General features: G+C 44.3%; 5 protein-coding genes and 1 pseudogene. 3 read left to right on the top strand and 3 right to left on the bottom strand.

Annotated elements, in window-relative coordinates:
* Positions 1-173: 173 nt before the first annotated feature.
* Positions 174-1,388, bottom strand: a complete 1,215-nt coding sequence (locus tag H6F92_RS06200; protein ID WP_190357163.1) for an aminotransferase class V-fold PLP-dependent enzyme — start codon at positions 1,386-1,388, stop codon at positions 174-176.
* Between the two features lie 375 nt (positions 1,389-1,763).
* Here H6F92_RS06200 and H6F92_RS06205 point away from each other — a divergent pair, with 375 nt between their 5' ends.
* Both H6F92_RS06205 and H6F92_RS25765 read left to right on the top strand, forming a co-directional pair.
* Entirely contained in the window at positions 1,764-3,200 is a 1,437-nt protein-coding gene (locus H6F92_RS06205; RefSeq protein ID WP_190357164.1) for a TM0106 family RecB-like putative nuclease, read from the top strand.
* Between the two features lie 496 nt (positions 3,201-3,696).
* Complete coding sequence (locus H6F92_RS25765) at positions 3,697-3,939, top strand: hypothetical protein (RefSeq protein ID WP_002738501.1); 243 nt, start codon at positions 3,697-3,699, stop codon at positions 3,937-3,939.
* A 10-nt stretch (positions 3,940-3,949) separates the two neighbouring features.
* Here H6F92_RS25765 and H6F92_RS06210 read toward each other — a convergent pair whose 3' ends face one another.
* Positions 3,950-4,330, bottom strand: coding sequence for a hypothetical protein (locus H6F92_RS06210; protein ID WP_190357165.1), 381 nt, complete (start codon positions 4,328-4,330; stop codon positions 3,950-3,952).
* 319 nt (positions 4,331-4,649) lie between these two features.
* Complete coding sequence (locus tag H6F92_RS06215) at positions 4,650-5,084, bottom strand: ISAs1 family transposase (protein ID WP_190357166.1); 435 nt, start codon at positions 5,082-5,084, stop codon at positions 4,650-4,652.
* Between the two features lie 77 nt (positions 5,085-5,161).
* Here H6F92_RS06215 and H6F92_RS06220 point away from each other — a divergent pair.
* Positions 5,162-5,307 (top strand): annotated as a pseudogene (locus tag H6F92_RS06220) (IS701 family transposase); the annotation flags it as partial.

Below are 5,307 nucleotides of genomic sequence, written 5' to 3' on the forward strand. Positions count from 1 at the left end.
AGTAAACTTTACCATCTTTTAAATTCTCTATCCAATGACACGAGCGGGTATTTGACGGGATGGTCTTGGATTTTAGAAGCTCTATGTCTGTCAGGAATTTAGAAAAATGGTATTACTCAACGGATTTAGTATTACGCTTAATGGCCGAGGGATAAAAATATCCCCGACGCGGTTTAAACTAACTTTTTGATAGCCGCTACTAACTGCTCGATTTCTGAGGGCAAAGTGAAATAATGAACACAGGCACGCACACAGAGGGGGTCGAGGAGAGTTCGCAGTAAAAACCCTTGTTTTTCTAGCTGTTGCACTAAATTTTGTGGGGTGATGGCCGAGTCAATTTGAAAGGAAACTAAACCGGATTCTGGCGGAGAATTTTTTAAACATTTCACCCCTTTAATCGTCTTTAATTCTCCCCAGAGATAAGCCGCTAATTGACAGATTTTTTCGTATCTTTGTCCCCCATCACCCCAGGCGTTATGTACCGCAATAGTTGCCCTTAAACCCTCAAATTGAGGATAGGCAGAAGTGGCCACTTCAAAGCGTCTGGCATCCGGTTTCCAACCGATAGGCTGTCCTTGCTTATCTGTTTCAATACCGCGCCAACCGATAAAAGTGGGCTGTAAACTAGGGAAAATTTCGGGACGAATATACAATCCTCCCACACCGGCTGGTCCACACCACCATTTATGACCCGTAAAAGCATAACAATCGGCGGCAGTAGCGCTTAAATCCAAGGGCAAACAACCCACGGATTGGGCAGCATCCACCACCACTAAAACGGGTTGTTCGGTGACAGAATTATCATGGCAAAGCTGCGAGATTTCCTTGAGGGGTAAAACCTGTCCGGTATTCCAGAGAACGTGACTAACCACCAAAACCCTAGTTTTTGGCCGTAAATGAGCGGAAATCACTTCTATCGGGTTGCCACCGTTTAAAGTTTCCCGAATAGGACAAGTGGAGATTTCCAGATGATAACGACGGGCAATTTCCCGAACTGTGGCGATAATTCCGGGGTGTTCACAATCGGTTAGTAAAATATGTTCCCCCGCTTGCCAATCCACTCCCCAGAGGGCGATATTACAGCCCACAGTGACATCCTCGGTGATAGAGAGATTGCTCGGGCTGATTCCCAACTCCTGCGCCATTTCTTGCCTGAGAAGTTCCGTTTTTTTGGTAATCCAATCGTTTACCCGTCCTGAAAAGGGACCCTGTTGTTGGAGAAAATTATGGGCATCGATAATCGCTTCTAATCCGGCCTTGGGCAAGGTTCCCTGACCACCGAAATTAAAGTAAACTTTATTGCTAAGTCCCCGAAATTCCTGTCTTTGTTCGGCTAAATCCGGTTTACTAACGGCGCAATCGAGGCTATTTTCGTCTAAATTCTGCATAAGCGAGGAGATGGGGGGTGAGTTATCAGTTATCAGTTATCAGTTAGAAGGTGTTGGGTTTTGGGGTTTTAGGGTTTTAGTTGAATTCCCCATTTCCCCATAAGCGAGGAGATGAGGGGTCAGTAATCAGTTATCGGTTATCAGTTAGAAGGTGTTGGGTTTTGGGGTTTTAGGGTTTTAGTTGAATTCCCCATTTCCCCATAAGCGACTTCCTGACGACCGACTCGGAGAATTCTATCGACGGATTAAGTCGTAATTGTCACAATAGTATTAGAGTAGAGGAAACATACTTGGGAATGTTTTCTTTTTTTAAGTTTATTATTTTTTACTTTACTTCACTGGTCCAGGAAAGCTTAACTTTTCTCCTTGTATAGAATGCTACTGACCGATGATCTACTTCTAGACTACCAACGTTGTCAACGCCGTGGGTTTTTAAATCTCTACGGCAATAGCCAAGAAAAAGACCCTGAGCGAGATTTTTTGCTTAAATTGCGCCAGGAGAGTCAAAGTCACGTTAAAAAAGTCCTGCAAGACTCCTATCCCGATTATTGTTCCCTGACTACCCCCACCAGCGATATTTTAGCCGCCGCTAGGGAAACGGAAGCTTTGATGCGTCAGGGGGTATCCTGTATTTATCACGGAGTCCTTTTACAATCTGGCTATCCCGTCTCTTTAACCGGTTCCCCGCATTTATTAATTAAACAGGCAGGAAAGTCAAAATTTGGTGATTGGGTTTATTATCCCCTCAATATTCAACTCGGTCGCCGTCCTAAGCCTGAATATAAGATGCTGGCTACTTTTTACGCCTATTTATTAGCCAGTATGCAGGGAGTTTTTCCCAATTACGCAGAAATTGTCCTACGTCGTCATAATCGCTATCGAGTGGAATTGAATCTCTGGTTAACTAAACTAGAGGAAATAATCAAAAAGTTCGGCGAAATGGTGATTAATCACCAAGAACCAGAAGTTTTTATCTCGCGTCAGCGTTGCAGTTTATGTCATTGGTATAGTCACTGTTATGGTATCGCCCAAGCGAGTCAACATCTTTCTTTAGTCCCGGGGGTGACTCCCAGTCGTTACCAATTTTTACAGTCTTTGGGGGTTTCCACCATGGAATCCCTGGCGCTTACCTGTCCTACCCGTATGGGGGAGGGGATGGGGTTAGAGGTGGCTAATCAGTTACAATTACAGGCCCAAGCAATTATTGAAAATCGGGCCTTTCGCAAAAGCAACGGCAAAACTGCTTATTTGTCTCCCCTACCGAGGGCCGAGATTGAATTTTATTTTGATATCGAAGCGGAACCAGAACAGAATTTAGATTATCTTTTGGGGGTTTTACGGGTTGATTATCGGGTTAATACCCAGCAATTTTATCCCTTTTTGGCAGAAAAGCCAGAAGATGAAGTCAGGATTTGGCAGGAATTCTTAACCTTAGTCATGCAGGATTATCAAGCACCAATTTTTCACTTTTCTGAGTACGAAGTGGAAACAATTAAACGATTAGGTTATCTTTATAAAACCCCTTCTTCTTTGATTAATCAGTTAGTTTCTCGCTGTTTTGATCTGCACTATCATGTAGTTAATTCGGTAACTTTTCCCGTGGAAAGTTATTCTTTAAAATCCCTCGCCAACTGGATTGGCTTTCAATGGCGCGATCGAGGAGTAAGCGGGGATCAATGCGTTTGGTGGTATGACCAGTGGTTAAAAACAGGAGATCGGACTTTATTGGCGGCTATTTTACGTTACAATGAGGATGATTGTCGCGCCACCTTTATACTAAAAGATTGGCTTTTGACATACCCCACGCCGTAAACGGACGTGGATTCTTCTCGCATCACGGCTGAGAATTTCTGGCTCAACGAGTCCACTTGAATTAGATTCCTGGCGAAATCCCACCCAGAGGTGGTTCTCTCCTCAGACTTTCGCGACCTTACAGAAGCCTGTTCTCGGAGGCCCCTACGATACAGTTCAAAACCTCTAAAATAATTGGTTTCTCTGGTACTTGACGCTGAGAGCTTTTACCTATAGGAGCATTCCCCTATAGAACCCCATAACTCTAGTTTTCAAGGTGCGTTCATCGGTTGATGACTGGGTTTTTTAAGCGGTTGCTTACCCTGCCCGCTATTCTTAATATCATAGATCCTATAAAGTCGCCCTAAAAGGGCGGGGCTTTAAACCCAATTTTTCGGTCAACTTTTTAATTTGATTCTAAAGATTTATGACAAATAGGGGGGAATGTAGCCGCTACTACCCGTAGCGGCAAAGGGAAAATGATAGGCTATGGATGTGAAGACAGTCCCCTCACCCAATGGTGATCCCCATGTTCTCCCCACTTTTTCCCCTTCTACTCCTACTGCTTTCCTTCCTTAGTCTTCTCTGGTATCAAAAAACCGATAATGATATTTTTAAAGCTCTTGCCGTTAGTAGTTTGATTTTTGCAATTATTTGGGGCTTAGTTCTCGTTCATTGGTCAATTCACCTGCTGGGACTGCTGTTATTGTTAAAATTCAGAACCCCCGCTTTCAGCTTGGTGCGCGTGCCTAGATGGTGATGGTTTGACCCTAATCTTCCAACTGTCGGGTAGGTACTTCGATCGCCTGTACATCGATCGTACCGGGAGGGGTGAGAATAATAAACTTACCCCCTGCCACTTTTAATGGTTCACCACAGTTAGGACATTGGCATTCTGTGCGATTAAAACCTGTAAATTCGTAGCTACAGACGGGACAGCTATCTTCAACTAAATTGCGTCGCAACCACCAGCGAAAAATCACCCAAGCAATGACAGGGGAAATTATTAGGAATGCCACGAGAATTAAAAAACCATTGACTAACCAACCCAGTCCGATCGAGCCTAACAACAATCCGACTAAAATCAAAGATAAGAAACAACCCAAACCAGAATCATTGACAGAATAGCTGCGGAAAAAGTTGTTATTCACGGATCAACCCTCGATTCATCAAAGCTGCAATTATCTTTAACCTAACACATTCCTAACGCATTTCCCTGGTTAAATCTTCTTTTTTGCTCACTGGTTCCTCGCTCTATTCTGCCTTGGGTTTAGTTTTGATCGAGATTATCCAGATTGACATCCTCATCGCTGAGGCCGGACGGTGATGACTGGCAGCTCGAACAGATTTAACCCAAAGAACTTCGGTTGGGCTTGGGCCCTGAGCTTTTGCGTTCGACAAAAGCTCACGCCGAGGTCCGAACGGTTGAAGCGTCAACCAGATGCGCCTTCTTTGCCGAAAGTCTCAGGGCTATTTCATTCTAAAAATGCGCTTGAGTATGTCTAGCCCATGCTTACACATCCGTTCAGCTTGAGCCATATTAGGAAAGCCTAAAGAACGGTAGGAATTCAAGGCAAAATTACGGGCAACCGCGAAAATGTGAGGCAATTGGTACATTCGGAGGCGAGAATGATCCTCCCCTTGCGTCACGTCTCGAACATAATGAACCTTATTTTCGACTCCCCAATAGCCCCGAATGCGATGAGCCAAAGATTTTGCTGATTCTTGAAACGAAGCGATGTAATAGCGCGTTTCCGTCTCGATACGGAGTTTTCCCCCTTTTTTGAATTGCCGTTCAGATTCAACCCGAATCAGGGTTTGTAAGCCCGGCCAAGGTTTAATGCCATCAAGTTTGGTGCAGATGCTGACACGGCGTTTTTCGAGGCGACCATGCCCTTTACTTATTGGGACTTAAACGCTAAATAAAGATCAAATCGAGTATAATCGTTAAAGAATAAGCACTTTACGTTGAAAGAGCAGCGATGAAAGAGACAACCCCAGCCGCGATGCCCCCATGCTTTGACCGATGGTGTCGGCGGTTTGACAATTGCTTCAAAAACGAAGCGCAAAAAAACGGCTTCAGACAATATTTAGGAGGATTATTAGGGGAAAGTGAGAGGAAAAACCT

Source organism: Microcystis wesenbergii FACHB-1317 (assembly GCF_014696875.1).
Classification (GTDB): Bacteria; Cyanobacteriota; Cyanobacteriia; order Cyanobacteriales; family Microcystaceae; genus Microcystis; species Microcystis wesenbergii_A.